This window comes from Bacillus sp. BF2-3 (assembly GCF_008368795.1).
Taxonomy (GTDB): domain Bacteria; phylum Bacillota; class Bacilli; order Bacillales; family Bacillaceae_G; genus Bacillus_A; species Bacillus_A cereus.
In genome coordinates, this window is record NZ_QOSA01000043.1 from 1 (window position 1) to 16,550 (window position 16,550).

Genomic DNA, 16,550 nt, shown 5'->3' on the forward strand with positions numbered 1-16,550 from the left:
CCGGCACCAGTAGAAACACCAAGATCAGTACCAAGTGGAGGAAGCCCGGTATCAGCTGACAGCGTAACGGTGACACATAGTAGCCCAATTATTCCTTATGAAAGCGATAAAGAAGTGGCAGCAAGTAGAAGTCAGGAAACACGGACATTAGGACAATATACAACTGATAAAGTTAAAAATACAACATCATCCGTGAAACAAAAGGTAAGAGGAGTACAAGAACGCATTCATAATTCTGAAACGGTACAGAATACAAAGCGTTTTTATCAGATGGGGCAAAACACGGGTAAAAGTTGGAGAGATATTGTAAACAAAAATAAAAATAATACAGATAAAAAATAAGCGTACGATTACGCTTATTTTTTATTGTCGAAAAGGAGGGAATCCCGATGAGAAGCTATCGGATTCCGAAGGAAATCAGTACAGAATTACGGATTAATAAAGTGCTTTATTTAATAGATTTCTTTTTATTAATTGGCTTATTAGTTGTAACGATGATTCTTAGGAATTTTGTACATGATTCCTTTCAATTACCATTTGTTATTTTCATTGCAGTTATTGCAATTATCATGATTTGGAGACCAAGTACGAATCCTCAAAAACGAATGTATGAAGTATTGATTATTACATTGCTAAGAAGAAAAGGTGCATATTGCGCCATTGATAACGATCAATAAGGGAGGGATCAGATATGGCGTTATTCAGCGAAAAAGATGTAGAGAAAGAAGAGCCAAAACAACTAGAAAGACCGAAGAAAAATGCATTTCGATTTAACGAAAAAAATGTAAAAGAATCAATTTCTGAACCAAAAGAAATTGTGAAAGTGGTACCCAACAAAAAGAAAGAAGAAAAACCAAAGGTAGAACCAAAAGTAAAAAAACAGAAAAAAGAAAAGCCAAAGAAAGACGTTTCGAAAAAGAAAAATCCAAAACTTTTAGGTTTTTTATCTAGAAAAAAGAAAGAAGCGCCACCAAAGGTAAAGAAAAGTATTGCAGAAATTATGCAAATTGTAGATATGACAGAGGATGGCATATTTGAACTGAAAAATGAGGAGTTTTTAGAAATTCTTCAAGTGGAAGGTGACGATATGTTCTCTAAAAATAGCGACGAGCAAGCATTTGTTATTTTCTCACATGCTTATTTTTATCAAGCCTACAAACAGTCCATTAAACTCGTTTTTTTAAACTTCCCATGTCAAACAACTGAACAACAACGTTATATAGAGAAGAAAATTAAAGAATGTACCAGCCCTTTGTATGAACGGATTTTAAATCAGAAGTTAAAAGAACTGCAGTTTTTAGAATGGGGCAGAACAAATCGGGAAGCCTTCTTATTTATTTACGGAGAAACGGAATTAATCGTAAAAGAACGTGTAGATGCAGCAAAGCGATATATCAAACGCTCTACTGAACTATTAGAGGTGGATGAAGAGAAAAAGTTAGAGCTTATGTTTAAATTGTTTAATCAAAATGCAAAATTAGGAACGAAAAATATATGGTAGTAAGGGGGAAATAATATGTTTGCGTTCAAAAGTAAAAAATCCAAAAAGGAAAAACAAGAGGAACTAAAAAAGAAGAAAGGTTATAACCCTTATTTAGTGGCTAGAGTTCAGCCACAAGGGGGAATTAGTTTTAAAGAAAGTTATTTTCAAACAGGTGATGGATTAGGTACTTGTGTTCATGTTTTTGACTTTCCAACAGAGGTAAATGATTTTTGGCTAGAACAAATTATGAATATGCCAAATGTGATCACAACATTAGATGTCATGAGTGATGACCGAAAAGAAGTTGTTGAATCAATTAATAAATCCATGAGTGAACAAAGTGTCCGACATGATACAGCAAAGGATAATATAGATCGAATTGATGCGAAAAATGAATTTTTAGAGCTGGAAGCTCTCTATACGGATTTGAAACAAGGTGAGGTCATGAAACGTATTCACATTCGTATTTATGTTTCCGCTAGAACAATAGATGAGCTAGAAAAACAAGTAAAAGAGATCCTGGAAACATTAGAATCTTATAACTTTCGAGGAGCTGTCTTTTTAAATGAACAAGAGTATGAATGGGATGCACTCGTAACGAGCTTTGATACACAAAAAAATTATGTGAACCGAAGAAAAGGGAAAGAAATTCCGGCAGTCAGTTTGGCTGGTGGGTGTCCGTTTCATTATTCTTATTTACACGATCCATACGGTACGTATTATGGAACAACGAAAACAAAAGGCAATGTTATTTTTGATATCTTCCATAAAGACAATCAAAGAAAGAGTTATAACGGTGTAATGATTGGAAAATCTGGTGCAGGAAAATCAACATTGTTAAAAAAGAAAACGGTGGATTATGCAAGTAAGGGTCACTTTGTTCGGGTATTTGATGTTGTAGAAGAGTTTACAGATACAGTAGAAGAGCTAGGTGGAAAGACAATTGCTTTAGACGGATCACAAGGTCAGATTAACCCACTTCAAGTATATAAGACAGCAGAAAGTGAGGAAGTTAGTTTTACCCAGCATTTATCTAAACTGACAATTATTTATCGGTTCATTGCACCAGAAGCAAAAGATGATGAAATTAAAGAATATGAAAATTTACTACGTAAACTATATATTCGTATGGGATTATGGAATGACGAAAAAGGAGCGAAAAATGAAATTACAACAAGAAAATCGAAAGAATATCCGATCTTCTCTGACTTTTTAAAGTTTGTTCGCAAAGAGTTATATCAAGATGTAGCAGCTAGAAAGCATCATGATAATTTAGGAGACAGCAGACTTCATCGTTTAGAATTAATTGAATTAAATCTTACGAATTTAGTAGAAGCATATGCAGAATTATTTGATGGCCATACTACAATTGAAGATTTCAAGAAAGAACAGGTTGTATCTTTTTCTTTACGGAATATATCCAGTTTTAAACCAGAGGTATTCCAGGCACAGATCTTTAATGTGTTAAATCTCCTTTGGAATGAAATGATTTCAAATGGTGCGCCTCAATTAAAAGCCTTTAACAAAAAGCAACTTGCTTTTGAAGATGTAACTCGTTATTTCATTATTATTGACGAGGCGCATCATATTATTAACACGAAAAAAGAAAGCGCTCATGCCCTACAATTTTTAACGAAACTTAGCCGAGAAGATCGAAAATATTTTGCAGGTCTTTTATATGCAAGTCATACAATTCGAGATTTTGTACCGGAAGGATCTTCACAAGAAATGATTGATGAAATTAAAAAGCTATTTGAACTTACACAGTACAAATTTATCATGCAACAAGATAACAATAGTTTAGATATGTTACGAAAAGTATTTGCAGGACAGTTAAGTGAAAGTGAAATTGCAGCGATTCCACATTTACCAACAGGGGATGTCATTTTAAGTATTGGGGCTGTAAAAAACATTCACTTCCATGTAGAAGTAACAGATGAAGAATTGATGTTATTCGGGGGAGGTGCTTAATACCATGCATCTAGTTTTAAAGGTTATACCAAAGAAATGGCTCATCACTTTAGCACTACTTGTGATGGGCCTTTTTTCTTTTCTTTTACTTGGAATCTTAAGCATTTTTATTGCAGCGATGGGGAGCGATAGCGGAACAGACGCAGGTGATATTACGTATACAGGTGAAGGGCAAGTCATGAATGTTTCGCCTGAAGTTCTAAAATGGGAACCTACGATTCGGAAGCATGCGAAAGCCTTTGGGGTGGAACCGTTTGTCGCTTTAATGCTTGCACAAATGATGCAAGAAAGCGGAGGGCGTGGTAGTGATCCGATGCAGAGTTCCGAAGGCGCATTTAATACGAAATATTGTAAATCACCAAACTGTATTACAGATCCAGATTACAGCATTTGGGCAGGTGTACAGGAGTTTAAACATGCGATAGAAAGAGCCGGAGTAACGAGTCCAGGGGACATGGATCATATCAAAACAGCCCTTCAAGCATACAATTTTGGAACAGGATTTTTTGATTTTGTTGGTGCAAATGGTGGCAAGTATACGAAAGAATTAGCAATTAAATTTTCACAACAACAGTATCAAAAAGTAAAACATACTGGTATGTATCATTGCCTTAGACCAGAAGCCGTACCATATCAAGCGTGTTATGGCGATATCTTGTATGTAGATGCGGTTTTAAAATATTATCAGCCGGGTTCTGTCGTTTCTGGTGGAGGAGGAAATCCAGGAAGTGGAGGAAGTAGCGGTTCAAAAGTTGCCGATGTAGGTCGCCAATGGATAGGGCGTTCTACCTATGTATTTGGTGGAGGACGTAACACAAATGACATCGCAAGAGGGATTTTTGATTGTTCAAGTTTTGTACGCTGGGCATTCGAACAAGTAGGGATGTATACCAGTCCGATAGGAGCTGTAAGTACGGAAACATTAAACAAAATTGGTACAAAAGTATCAGCAAATGATATGAAACCGGGTGATGTTATTTTCTTTGATACCTACAAACATGACGGACACGTTGGAATTGTAATTGATAAGAATACTTTCATAGGATGCCAAACGAATAAAGGTGTTTCTATTGAAGATTTAAATAATCCGTACTGGAAAAAAGTCTTTTCTGGTCATGTAAGAAGGTTCTAATAACCGAAAGAATAGGAGACTAAAAGAATGAAAGATAAACGAAAATCTTTGTTTATTGTGTTTGTCATTTTAGTTGTAGGTGTGACAGCTTTTAATATCTATTTGAGCAAAAAAACAATGAGTGATGGCAAAGAAAAACAGTTAAAACTTTCAAATGAATTACTAACAAAACAAAATGAAGACTTAAAAAAACGATTGGATAAGGTGCTTCCTTCCGCACAGGAACAACAAAGAAGGGCGTACTTATCGACAGCCGAAACGTTTATACAATTATCATTTCACCGAGAAAAAGAAGGGTATAGTGAACGAAAAGAAAAGGCAAAAACGATTATGAGTGAAGAACTTTTACAACAATTTTATCCAACAGATAAATACGAATTAGGAGATACGTATAAAACAAAACCAATAGAAATGAAGTTTTATTTACAAGAAAATGAACCCGATAAAGAGGAGGTAAATGTACTAGCTGAATTTATAAATGTCACGACAGATTCAACGCAAAATCGAGAAGAAAAAGTAAACAATGTGTTGCGAATCATCATGAAAAAAGATAAGGAAACATGGCGAGTTACAAGTGTGGAAGAACTAAATATGAAAGTTTTATAACGAAAAAGGTGGGGTGAGAGTGTGATAGGTGCAATTGGTAAGAAGAGTGAAAGAATCAATCTAAGAAAAAATAAGTCGTGGGTCTACCTAACAATTATCAGCTTTCTATTTTTTGGTTTTTTCGCTTTCTTGACATCTAAAATTTACATGCCAAACGATGAAAAACTATTTCATACAGAGACAAATAAAGTAATTAAGTTGTCGGGTATGGGGAAATTGATTGTAGAAAAAAGGGAATACAATCCACACAAAAACTTTATACAAATTTACTTTCGATTAGAAGGATATGAGGAAACAGGATATACATTTAAGGCGCAGCAAAAAGCAAATCCAGGTGTTCAGTTACCTGTCAAAGTATTGTATGAAGAGAACGGAAAATATGTTGTAGAAGTAAAAGAGTTATCTCCGAATTGGGGAGCGTTAGCTTTCGATATTTACAATGAAAACGGTGAAAAAGAACAAATGGATATTCGTAAATTCACACAAGATGTTAATGAATATGAAGAACAAAATGCAGCAACAAAAAGTCCGAATAAATTAGTTCAGACGATTTTTACCGATCAAAGAAAAACAAAAGCAAATGATGAATTGTTAGCTGAAGATAAAAAAACATATGAGCTAGATTTTATTGAAAGAGACAAAAAAGATATAGAAACAAAGATAAAAAATTATGGAAAAGCAATTAAACTCGAAGAAGAAAATGCGAAGACGGTTTATGAAAAGATCAAAGAATTACAAGATGAAATAAAGTACCAAACTGAAGCAGAAAAAACGGAAACACAATCAAAAATAGCATCTTTAGAATCTAAAATAAAATCATCAGAAAAGAACGTTGAATTGTTTAAAGGCGAACAAAAAATTGCACGAGATAAGATCAAAAAGTTAGAAGAAAAAGCAAAGGAAGTTAATAAAAAGTGAAAAAAGATATAGGGACACGATGGAGACATTGAGGTAAAAAGGGGGGACATGAAAGGGACAATTAGAAAAAATAACGGGACGTGGTGGAGACATTAATAATAAAGATAGGGACGTAATGGGTACATTCAACTTCTCTTCTTGCCCCCACCGTTTCGCTAGGCTCCGCCTAGCCCCACACCTTCAGTGGGGGCAGAAACCCCTTATGCTCTTCTCACTATTTTTTGATCTCTACCCTGAATTGCAGAAAGGAGTCGAAATTGTGAATCTAAAAATAAGAGATATAGATCCAGTTGCCTTAAAGAAAATAGATGAAATGGCAAAGAGAAAGGGAATATCCCGGCAAAAATTTTTGAAAGCTCAAATTGAAATGCTGGCATTTTTTCAACAACAAAACAAAAGGGAAATGGAATTAGAAAATCTCATTGAAAAGAATATCCATATGATGACTGATTGTTATAATGCAATGGAAAAAATGAATGAGTTTATTCAAATGATGATGCAGGATGTTGAAAATGAGTAGTGCCGTTCCTGTTCAGTCTTCCGTCACACCAGGTGTTGTATTAAAAACGAAATTTGTTTTACCAGGTTCAAAAGCCTTTCAGAACTATGTTGAGTATGTAGATCGGGAGGAAGCGAAAAGTGAAGTGAAGTTGAATCCGAAAATGTTTGAAATGTATCAAGACTATATGGGAAATTCAGAGAAGACATCGGCACTATTTACGGACCACGCAAATCGTTTAACAGAAAGTGAAAAAAAGTCCTTAAAGGAAATGTTTAAAACCGCTCATGAGAATGGAAGTATCATGTGGCAAGATGTCATTTCTTTTCATAATCCCTGGTTAGAGAAACAAGGGATTTATGATGAGAAAACAAAAACGTTGGATGAGAAAAAGTTAATGGATGTAACACGGCTTATGATGAAGGAAATGCAAAAAAGAGAAGGGTTGGAAAAAAGCTCTATTTGGTCGGCAGCCATACATTTTAATACGGATAATATTCATATCCATGTAGCAACTGTTGAACCATTTCCAACGAGAGAACGTGGCAAAAGGAAACCAAAAACATTAGATGCGATGAAGGGCAAAGTCGTAAAAAATTTGTTAGATCATAAGCAGGAACAAAAACAAATTAATGATCTGATTCGGAATAATATGGTGGGAAGAAAAAAAGAGGATTCTGTTTTTAATTGGCGCAATCAACATCTGAAACCGTTGTTTTTACAAATCTATAAACAGTTACCAAGTGATAAAAGACAGTGGCAATATAGCTACAATACAATTCAGCCATTAAAGCCGAAAATTGATGAATTAAGTAGGCGATATATTCAACATCATCATAAAAAAGATTATGATCAATTTCTCAAAAAGTTAGATAAAGAGGTGCAAATTTTTAAAGAAGCATATGGGGAAGGGAAATATGATAAGAAGCAATATGAAAATTATAAAACGAATAAAATCAGTGACTTGTATAAACGAATGGGGAACGCCTTTTTACAAGAAATGAAGGCATATGATAAAGAACAAAAAAGAATCCATCACATGAAAAAATCAAAGTCATTTCGAAAATTTAAGCGGAATGTTTCTATTCAGTATTCTATGAGAAAAGTGGAAGGCGCTTTTAAAAGTGAATATGAAAGTTGGAAAAACCAAAAGTATTATGAGCGTATGCAAAGGGAAAATGCATATGAAAATGAAAGGGGTTAGAGCATGGGAAATGAAAAAATTCGAATGAAGTTATCGTTGAATGAAAATGTTCATCAATACATTCAAGACTATATGGATGAACATAATATTACACATCCTGGGGATGCTATATCGAAAATTTGTATGGAACATCAAGCATCAAAAAATACAGAGTGGTCATTGAATTATATTTCTGAGGTTGTATCAAAAAATCTACACGATGTGCTGAAAAATGAGTTAACAAAGATACGTCTTGGTGCAAATAGTGCGGATAGAAACACACAGGTTTTAATTGAGTTATTAAATGGATACTTTTTTGCTAATGACTTGGATTTAGAAAGTATTATTACAACAGATAAAATTGAAGTGGGGGGCGTGAAGATGGCAAAAGAAGTCGTAGCGGAACGCATCAGTAATGCACGACAAAAACGTTTAGATTATGAGGCATCAAAGAGCAATGTAACGTAAGCTACATTGTTTCTTTTTATAAAAAAACAGGAGGTTAGTAGGATGTTATTATTTCGTGAAGATATCGTATTAGGGGTCATTAAAGAGGTTGGAGAAGGTGAACTTGTTTTACTTGTAAAGGAGGAAGAACTAACAATCAAAATTACACGAGAACAAGAGGAAGAACTTGCAATCCATGTCATGAATCAAGAAAATATGTTAGTTCCGGTTAATGTAAAAACTCATGAGCTTTTCTTTGATACAGCGGAGAGATGGAATGAAGAAGAAATGGAGGAATTACAAAAAGCGAGTGAAAGAGTAGGAGAAGATCATGAGTAAAAGTTATAAGAAAAAGTATCAAACGAAATCACCAGAAGAAAAGAAAGAAGCGGTGCAAGCTTTAACAAAAAAGATGGAAAAAAGCGTAGAAGGTTATTTTCGTACACCGAAAGATTTAAAAGAGTACTTAACCTTTATGGCAAAGTTTTATCACTATTCACCATCTAATATTTCATTAATACAGAGTCAATTCCAGGGAGCCAGTGCAGTTGGTTCCTTTTCTTTTTGGAAAGAAAAAGGCTTTCCGGTTAAGAAGGGTGAGAAAGGAATTAAAATTCTTGTTCCAAACCGAACTGTAGCAAAATTTAAAGACAAAGATGGGACATGGAAATCCGTTACAAAGGCGAGTGAGCAAGAGAAAAAACAAATTGAATCTAAAAGCGTAGAAGTGAAACCAGGTCGCTTATATTTTGCTGTCGGGCATGTGTTTGATGTGTCCCAAACAAACGCAAAAGCGGAAGATCTACCTCGTATTTTTCCGAATCGTTGGCTAGACGGGAGCGTAACGGATTACAAGAGTTTGTACAAGGGAATGGAAGCCATTGCGGAAAAAAACGGTGTGAAAATTATTGAGCCGAAGCAAGAACTCGGGGTCGCAAAGGGAGTTAGTTACACCTTAACAAAAGAGGTTGCTTTGAATCCTAGAAACAGTGAATTGCAAAATGTAAAAACACTTCTTCACGAATTGGCGCATGCCAAACTTCATACAGCAGAGACACATATGCATTACACAGCACCAGAAAAAGAGTTTCAAGCAGAAATGACAGCCTATGCCGTCTCTTCTTACTTTGGGATTGATACAAGTGAATATTCGTTAGGATATTTAGCGAGCTGGACGCAAGGAAAAGAAATGAAAGATAAAACGAAGTTGTTGAAAGAAGTACATGAAACTTCAATTGAATTTATTGAAACAATTGAAAGCTTGTTGGAAAAAGAAAAAACAAACGAAAAAGGAGTAGATCATATGGCAAAACAAGTGTCTGAAAATAAAGATGGAAATGTAAGAGACAATTTCGAAGTTTTAACAGGAATCCAACAAAATGCGCAGCGACTTATCAATGAAAGGCTTGGATTAAATTTTGAAAAACATTGGGAAAACTATGAAATTCAACTTTCAGAAGATAATCGTGTATTAGAAGAAATAAACCCTAATATTCGTTTGAATTTAAGGGAGATGGAACAGATTGTTTATGAATTTGGTACAAACAGAGAACAAGATAAATTCAAAAAAATTATGGATACATTAGAGCCGTATTATGAAGCTGATTTGTTAGGAGATAGTTTCGATGATATACCAATTGCTAAGGTTTCGTTAGATCGTGAAAAGCATTTAAAAGTCGATTGTGTTAATGAACTTGTGAAAGAAAATCATAAGGATTTTTGGTTTCAAAATTCAGTGAGTTTAGCTTTGAATGTAATTAATCACCGAATTTCAACAGCGCATAAAGAAGTAATGAATAATGATATTGAATATAAAGGACTATATCCTAAATCTGAATCAGAAGTGATTTATTGCCAAGAAATAGGTAAGCCATTACAGCACGATGAATTGGTTTTTCGTGTTGATGGTCCTGGATATATAGATGGATATATAGTAGGAGAAGAGGCAAGTTATAAAGGTTTAGATTTAGATGATGGGAATGGTTATTGTTATTATACAACGATTGAATATGAAAATGTAGAAGAAAAAATACTTGCACCAATTGGACTAGAAAAAAATTCTCAACCTAATCTTGCAAATGAAAAACAGAATGAAAAAAATATTTTATTGGGTGGAATACATGAGTTTAAGTAATACGACACAAGCGTTTGTTTCTGTTGCAGAGTTAAGGGAGCAAGCAGATAGAAATAGAGCGTTTGAACCTGTAGAAGGTGCAGAGAAATTGAGTGATAAAGAATTTATTGATGCATTTAACGAGGCGAATCAAGAAAAATATGCAGCACTAAATCAGAATGAAATTAATCGACCAACAATGTTAGTTCAATGGAGCGACAATGAAAACTTTAAGAGTAATCAACTAATTCCATTTGGAGAGGCCAATGAAAAAATGGCTGAAGTTATTTCAAGTATTGAAAAAGCAAGAGAAGAAGCTAAAGAAAGAGGTCAAACCATCCCTTACGATCAAGCTCGTTATCATATTGCCATTCCAAAAGAAGTAGATAGAGATTTTGGGAGAATGGAGCTTGTCAGTATGGATCGTTTGGATATGGGGGATGGGGACTACAAGACACCGTATGAACAAGTATTAAACGAGAAAAGGTATTTATCGGATGAAGTAAAACAAGCGTTACGAGATGAAGTGATGAATTATAGAAATGACAAAGAAATACCGATGGAAAAAGCACAAGAAAATCCATTAGAAAAACCGAAAGAGACACCCAATCACTTAGTTACAATTGAAGTATTAGCAAACAGTATACAAGATGAAGAGCAGGCAAGAATCCACATGATGGATGCTGTTACGAAAGATATAAATTATGTGTCTGTATGGAATCAAGATAAAACAGATCGGGACGATTTATATGTTTCCCTCATGGAAAAGAACGGGAAACGAGAAAATGTGTACCTAGATAACATTTTGAAACCAGATTTATATGAAAAGGTTCAAAGCTCTATCTTTGATGGAAGAGGGAATTTGTCATTTGTTGTTTATGAAAAAGATGCAAATATGAGTCTTGATGAAATCGTAAAAGATGAACGATATGGACTCTTAGTTGATAAAGCGGAGGGACAAAAAAATTACTCATTTAATGAAAAAGAAGTGGAATTGTATAAAGAAATGAAAAAGGAAGGATATGCACCTATTGTCTCTTTAGATCAACAAATTCAACCTTCAAAAGAAAAAGAGTCAACTACATTAGATAAGGACTTAAGCCGAAAATTCGAAGCATATAGACGTTCACAGTATGAAGAAACACCAGATAATATTGATAGTATTGTCACTCGTGTAAAAGCTGAAGAGCGGTATTATACAACGAAATATGTTTCGATTGATAATGAGCTGGTAAGCCAGGAACATATAGTGAAATTAGAAAACCAGGTTGATGAGAAGCTTGGGAAAGAAGGAATTACGGTGAATCAGTCTACAACATCAAAGGAAATGGATGTAGATAAAAAATTTCAGCCATTGAGCGGAAAACAAACGAATCTTAAAGAAATAGAAAAGGAGCCAGATTCAGGTAATGTAGACCATTCGAAGGCTACAAAAAAATCAAGTAGAAAAAGAGAAACAATGGAAATGGAACGATGAAAAATTGTATAACAGGAACACCAGATTAAATCATTTTTTGTTACTCAATTGAGATAACGGAGAGTGATTTTTTTATATCTAAAAATGAAAGAGGGTAAAAGAAAAGCCCTCTTTCTTGTTTATAGAACGAAAGGAGTGAATGTCATGAATGTATGGGTGTTTGCAGGCTGTATGTTCCTTGTAGCTGTCTTTTTGAACACGTTGCTATTATTCCGGTCAGATAATGGTGAAAAAGCGGAGAAATAAGAAATGGAAGCGTGAAACTGAAATTACAGATTAATAGGAGGTATTACGTATGGGGAAAACATTGTTTATTGCTGAAAAGTCGAAGGTAGCTGTTGAATTATTAAAATCACTTAGATTTAGAAACTCACAAAAGTATCCAGGGAGCAAGCCGTATTATGCGAGGTTAAGTAGAAAATTACTTTTAGAGGGAATATCTCAAAACATGCGTCATAAATGCACTAATTTCGTACATATAAATGGTATAAAGCTTGTCTTATAAAATTAGTTTTTGCAAGAAAGGAGATATACCTTGAAGAAAGTATTGTTATTTGGCGATCCAGGTATTGATGATTCTCTAGCTATCGTATATGGTCTACTAAATCCTAAGATTGAAATTGTTGGAATTGTTACAAGTTACGGTAATGTTACCAAAGAACAAACAACTCGAAATGCCTTATACCTTTTGCAATTGGCTGGAAGACAAGATATCCCTGTTATAAGTGGTGCAACTTTGCCATTTTCCAATGGGTTTACTACTTATTATCCAGAAATCCATGGCGCAGAAGGGCTTGGTCCTATTCGGCCCCCTGAAAGTATAAAAACTATGTCTGTTCATGATTTTAGCTTAATCCCTAAAATTATTGAAAAGTACAAGGAAGAGTTAACAATTATTGATGTAGGAAGATCTACTTCCCTTGCGATGGTATTAAATATTTGGAAAGAACTAATGCAAAGTGTAAAGGAAGTATATATCATGTCCGGAGTGTTCTTACAACCAGGAAATGTCACATCTGTAGCGGAAGCCAATGCGTATGGTGATCCTGTCTCAACACAGTTTGTAATTAATCAGTCAAAAAATTTAACAATGATTCCTTTAAATGTAACAAATTCGGCTGTATTGCTCCCGAACGAAGTGAATTATATTGTGGAACATACAAATAGTCCATTCAAATCACTAATAAAACCAATTTATGATTATTATTACAGTGCCTATAAAAAATTGAATAAAAGTATTAAAGGGGCTCCTTTACATGATGTAGTTGCAATGAGTGCAATAGCTAATCCTAGTTTTGTTCAATATATGTATCGTAAAGTAGAAGTTGATTTAAAATCTTTCAGAGGACAAACGATTGCTGATTTCCGTCCAGGTGCAGAAGCTACAGGGGTTCGCATTGGATTAAAATTAAATCAAAAAAACTTTATTAATGATTTTATAGAGACAATGGTTGGGAATCACAGATATTAAATAGAACAATTCATTTCCCTATATAGTAAAACCCTATGAAAAGTTAAATTTGAAGCCAAAGATAATTATATAGTAAGAAATAAAAAAATCTATACTCATTCAAAAATGCGGTGATTTAGCGTCTTGTTAGTAAAGATTTTTTTATAAAGACAGCAATTAAAAATTGAATATATCAACTATAAGTAGCAAAAGAGGACTAGGAAACGGAATAGTCCTCTTTTTTATTTCATTTTATAGAGTAAAGGGGGGATTCCGTAATGGCATATGTCAGTGCGGAGGATGCGATGAAAGCAAGAAACGCTGACTTGATTTCATATCTGGAAGCAAAAGGAGAAACGTTTAAGAAAGAAGGTAACTATTATCGTCATACGGAACATGACAGTCTCATCATTAAAGGAAACCAGTACGCTTGGAATAGCCGAGGGGAAAAAGGATATGGAGCGATTAGCTTTGCGATGATGTACTATGATATGACCTTCCCACAAGCCGTGATGGACATTCAGAAGGGGGACTACAAAGAGTTTGATCGTTCAAAAGCTGAAGAGGAGCGCCAAAAAGAGCAGCAGCCATTTAGTTATCCCAAACACCTGGAAGTAAATAAGCAAACAGAGATAAAAGAATATCTAATTCATGAACGGAAAATAGATCCTCGCTTGGTGAATTGGCTGATTAAAAAAGATCTCATCGCCCAGGATAAGAAAAATAACGTGGTGTTCAAATGGAGAGAAGAAGGAGGCAAAGGGCAAGTCATTGGAATGAACCGTCAAGGTACGGTCAAAATGGAGAATAAAAGAGGAAGCTTTAAGCAAATTGTCCCGAATTATGAAAAAATCAATGCCGGTTTTACGGTTGATGTAGGTAAACCGGATAAGATTTATTTTTATGAAGATCCAATCGACATGTTATCTCATTGGAGCATTAAACAAAATAATATCCAAAACGCTCGCCTGGTTTCTATGCATGGATTGAAGTCCAAAACAGTGATTCAATCTTTAATGGATGCGAAAAAAGAAGGGCACGATATTAAAGAGGTCATAATGGCAGTTGATAATGATAAGGCTGGGAAAGACTTCATTCAGACAATGAAATGCTTTGTAGATCTTAAAGAGGATATTCCAACGGATGAAAAAGATTGGAACGATGTCCGGAAGAAACAAGTGAATGAGCAACAGGCAAAAGAAACAGCCCAACCAAAGAAAATGAAACCAATTAAAGAGGTGGAGCGAAGTGTCTAATCTACCAGAAATGCCAAACATATTACAAATTTTGATGTATGGTTTTATCCTCTATGTTCTTTTTCGTATTTGTAAATTTATGTACCGAAAGATCCAGGAGCGAAGAATATTAAAGCGAATGGCTAAGTCTGGTATTCGTTATATAGACAAAATGGACGGACTTCAATTCGAAGTATACCTAAAAGCTCTCTTTCGAGAGTTGGGTTATTCTCCAACAGTCACAAAAAAATCAAATGATTTCGGAGCGGATCTGGTGTTAAAGGGGAAAAATCGTATTGTAATCCAGGCAAAACGCTACGGGATGAAAAATAGAGTCGGCATTAGTGCCGTACAAGAGATATATGCAGCACAGGCCTATTACAAAGCACACGAGGGCTGGGTTGTAACAAACAGTGTATATACAAGACAGGCGAAAGAATTAGCGGAGGCATGCCATGTAAAACTTATAGATCGTGTAGAACTTCAGAAATTGATTAATAAAATCAATCCCGAATATTCGGCTGAAGATGTGTATCAAGGGGTAAAACCTGCAGAACGGAAATGCCCAACATGTAAACATTATTTAGTCATCCGAAATTCGAATAAAACAGGAAATAAGTTTTTTGGCTGTTCCCAATATCCCACATGTACACATACAGAACCAATTAATTCATGAGCTGTGATGAAAATCCGGCTCTTTTTTTATTTTCTTAAAGAATACATGAAAAAAATCAATTTAACTAAAAAATGACCCTTCAGATTTACTTGTATGGGGTTTTGAAGGGGTTGTTAATATAATGAGTCGTATTTGTTATAAAAACGCATGTAAAGGGAGAAAGGGGATTTAAATGCGTTTTTAGGTTTTTTGGGAAAAATAAAAAGGGTAGCCATTATTTATGACTTAACCCTTTGTCTATGATCTGACGAATTGCTTCGTTTCGATTCTTTAACTTATTGTCATGCCAATAAGTTTCTATTTGTTCTACTTGTTCTTTTGTAAAAGTAACTAAAATTTGAGTGTACTTATCTTTATTAACAGCCATATTACAACCTCCTCTATAAAAAATATTATAAGTTATATAACTTATATTGACAACTAGAAAAATGAGTAATAGAATGGTTATATAAGTTATATAACTTTATTGAGGAGGTTATTATATGGAACGGAAAGTTAAAAAGATGATGGCTGATCTTCAATTTATTATGAATCATGGTCAAATCAGTGTAGATTTTATGGAGCAAGGATATAAAAGAATGCTTTTTAGTGCATTAGAAGCTACGGGAAAACAGTTTAATGTGCATACAAATGAACATAATGAAACAACCTTGTTCCTAGAGTTAGTTTAGTAAATTTACGCATTAAGGAGCTGTTAATAATGGAGCAGTTAACCATTTTTGACGTAATGGATGAAACTAAAAATAAGTTATATGAGGTATTAGAGAAAAATGGATTAAATCATAAGATTCATAAGTACTATTTATATTCGAATTATGAAGGAGCTGTCCAATATTACTATATAAGAACAACTGATAATACAATTATTGATTTGTGTATCTCTGATTTTCCAGAAATATTTGCTGTCCATGAAGGATTTAGCGATAAACAAATTAGAAAGATTTACAACTGGAACTTATAAGCTATATAAATAACAAATTTAATTATTGGAGGAATGGAAAATGAAAATTGGTGTATCTGAGTGGAAAGCATTGAAGAGAGAGACAAAGTTAAAGCTATTGCGTTATGCGATGTTAGAAAGTAAGTATAAGTATGCAAAATAAAAGCTCTTCATTTGCAAGAAGCAAACAAAGAGCAAAGTCATGAGTGACCGTCGAGGAAAGAAATTGGCAGATTTCTTTCCTCTATATTTTAACATATAAAAAGTTGTAGAGAAAAGGGGCATGTAGAATGGAAGAAGGGCGTATTTCCTTTCAGCAAGGGTTTAAAGAATTTCTTATAATGATGATCTGTTTTTGGTTCATTATGTTTCTCATGTATGGTGAAAGCCTGTTACAATATGTAAATGTCAAGATGATCA

16 protein-coding genes and 3 pseudogenes are annotated in these 16,550 nt (G+C 34.3%); 18 read left to right on the plus strand and 1 reads right to left on the minus strand.

All coding sequences use genetic code 11. The annotated features are described in order from the left end of the window. The 16 genes and pseudogenes from DN401_RS25035 to DN401_RS25110 all read left to right on the plus strand — a co-directional run. A pseudogene (locus DN401_RS25035) lies at window positions 1–342 on the plus strand (pLS20_p028 family conjugation system transmembrane protein); the annotation flags it as partial. A gap of 47 nt (window positions 343–389) precedes the next feature. Further along, entirely contained in the window at window positions 390–677 is a 288-nt protein-coding gene (locus tag DN401_RS25040) for a DUF5592 family protein (protein WP_149288013.1), read from the plus strand. A gap of 14 nt (window positions 678–691) precedes the next feature. Continuing rightward, complete coding sequence (locus tag DN401_RS25045) at window positions 692–1,501, plus strand: hypothetical protein (RefSeq protein WP_001173333.1); 810 nt, start codon at window positions 692–694, stop codon at window positions 1,499–1,501. 15 nt (window positions 1,502–1,516) lie between these two features. Next, entirely contained in the window at window positions 1,517–3,454 is a 1,938-nt protein-coding gene (locus tag DN401_RS25050; protein WP_087949768.1) for a VirB4 family type IV secretion system protein, read from the plus strand. 4 nt (window positions 3,455–3,458) lie between these two features. After that, entirely contained in the window at window positions 3,459–4,586 is a 1,128-nt protein-coding gene (locus DN401_RS25055) for a bifunctional lytic transglycosylase/C40 family peptidase (RefSeq protein WP_080609138.1), read from the plus strand. A 27-nt stretch (window positions 4,587–4,613) separates the two neighbouring features. Next, window positions 4,614–5,192, plus strand: a complete 579-nt coding sequence (locus DN401_RS25060; RefSeq protein ID WP_098675943.1) for a MerR family transcriptional regulator — start codon at window positions 4,614–4,616, stop codon at window positions 5,190–5,192. Between the two features lie 21 nt (window positions 5,193–5,213). After that, window positions 5,214–6,110, plus strand: coding sequence for a hypothetical protein (locus tag DN401_RS25065; protein WP_149288014.1), 897 nt, complete (start codon window positions 5,214–5,216; stop codon window positions 6,108–6,110). A 259-nt stretch (window positions 6,111–6,369) separates the two neighbouring features. Then, the gene (locus DN401_RS25070) at window positions 6,370–6,630 is read left to right on the plus strand and encodes a hypothetical protein (RefSeq protein WP_149288015.1); all 261 of its coding nucleotides are present in this window, start codon (window positions 6,370–6,372) and stop codon (window positions 6,628–6,630) included. Next, a complete protein-coding gene (gene mobP2 / locus DN401_RS25075; RefSeq protein ID WP_149288016.1) occupies window positions 6,623–7,813 on the plus strand; it encodes a MobP2 family relaxase in 1,191 nt (396 codons plus the stop codon). Before DN401_RS25070 ends, mobP2 begins: the two co-directional genes overlap by 8 nt. Window positions 7,814–7,816: 3 nt before the next feature. Then, window positions 7,817–8,260 carry a hypothetical protein gene (locus DN401_RS25080; RefSeq protein WP_098082104.1) on the plus strand — a complete coding sequence of 148 codons (444 nt, stop codon included), beginning with the start codon at window positions 7,817–7,819 and terminating at the stop codon, window positions 8,258–8,260. Window positions 8,261–8,302: 42 nt separating this feature from the next. Next, complete coding sequence (locus tag DN401_RS25085; RefSeq protein ID WP_149288017.1) at window positions 8,303–8,578, plus strand: hypothetical protein; 276 nt, start codon at window positions 8,303–8,305, stop codon at window positions 8,576–8,578. Continuing rightward, window positions 8,571–11,829, plus strand: a pseudogene (locus DN401_RS25090) (LPD25 domain-containing protein). The gene DN401_RS25085 and the pseudogene DN401_RS25090 overlap by 8 nt, the downstream one beginning before the upstream one ends. Before the next feature lie 295 nt (window positions 11,830–12,124). Then, a pseudogene (locus DN401_RS30525) lies at window positions 12,125–12,232 on the plus strand (DNA topoisomerase I); the annotation flags it as partial. 132 nt (window positions 12,233–12,364) lie between these two features. After that, window positions 12,365–13,300, plus strand: coding sequence for a nucleoside hydrolase (locus tag DN401_RS25100; RefSeq protein WP_139020217.1), 936 nt, complete (start codon window positions 12,365–12,367; stop codon window positions 13,298–13,300). A 257-nt stretch (window positions 13,301–13,557) separates the two neighbouring features. Beyond that, window positions 13,558–14,535, plus strand: a complete 978-nt coding sequence (locus DN401_RS25105) for a DUF3991 and TOPRIM domain-containing protein (protein WP_149288018.1) — start codon at window positions 13,558–13,560, stop codon at window positions 14,533–14,535. Then, window positions 14,528–15,190, plus strand: a complete 663-nt coding sequence (locus DN401_RS25110) for a restriction endonuclease (RefSeq protein ID WP_149288019.1) — start codon at window positions 14,528–14,530, stop codon at window positions 15,188–15,190. The genes DN401_RS25105 and DN401_RS25110 overlap by 8 nt, the downstream gene beginning before the upstream one ends. Window positions 15,191–15,404: 214 nt before the next feature. On the opposite strand, the gene DN401_RS29955 is transcribed toward DN401_RS25110, so the two are convergent. Then, complete coding sequence (locus DN401_RS29955; protein ID WP_179953576.1) at window positions 15,405–15,557, minus strand: ribbon-helix-helix domain-containing protein; 153 nt, start codon at window positions 15,555–15,557, stop codon at window positions 15,405–15,407. 115 nt (window positions 15,558–15,672) lie between these two features. Here DN401_RS29955 and DN401_RS25115 point away from each other — a divergent pair, with 115 nt between their 5' ends. Next, window positions 15,673–15,861 carry a hypothetical protein gene (locus tag DN401_RS25115; RefSeq protein WP_016130766.1) on the plus strand — a complete coding sequence of 63 codons (189 nt, stop codon included), beginning with the start codon at window positions 15,673–15,675 and terminating at the stop codon, window positions 15,859–15,861. A 29-nt stretch (window positions 15,862–15,890) separates the two neighbouring features. Next, a complete protein-coding gene (locus tag DN401_RS25120; protein ID WP_149288020.1) occupies window positions 15,891–16,151 on the plus strand; it encodes a hypothetical protein in 261 nt (86 codons plus the stop codon). Window positions 16,152–16,550 lie beyond the last annotated feature (399 nt).